Source organism: Cellulomonas sp. P4_A2 (assembly GCF_056402515.1).
In genome coordinates, this window is sequence record NZ_JBFUHG010000129.1 from 1 (window position 1) to 429 (window position 429).

A 429-nucleotide genomic window follows, 5' to 3' on the forward strand; every position below is an offset into this window, starting at 1 on the left:
CGTAACGACCATGAGCCTGGACGAGCTGAACGAGACAGAGCCCGGAAGCCTGATTCAGGTCTCCCTCGGCCTCGACGTGAGGCTCGTCCTACGGCGCACGAAGGATGGGAGGTGGGTTCCAGTCCATGGCTCCTGCCTGCCTACGTGGGCCGTGGCCGAGCTCGCCGGACGGTCACTGTCCGCTCAGCCGGCCGTCGACCGAACGTGACCGATCACCAGGGGACGTGATCCCACGTCACCTTGTAGCAGTACGCGTCCCGCTGCACGTCTTGGTAGAAGTCGTATCCCTGATCCACGTCATCGAACTCCCTGACGTGAACGTGATCCTTGCCGGTGTCTACGTGCTTCCATGTCACCCGGTACGTGATCGGGACTCCGTCGATCTCCCACTTGCCGGTCGCGGCGTTCCACTGCTTCTCACTCATGAGT

General features: G+C 62.5%; 1 protein-coding gene. It reads right to left on the minus strand.

Translation table 11 applies throughout. The features are described from left to right. Window positions 1-212: 212 nt before the first annotated feature. A partial coding sequence (locus tag AC1DUE_RS20415) for a hypothetical protein (protein WP_477041228.1) occupies window positions 213-429 on the minus strand: 217 nt, incomplete at its 5' end.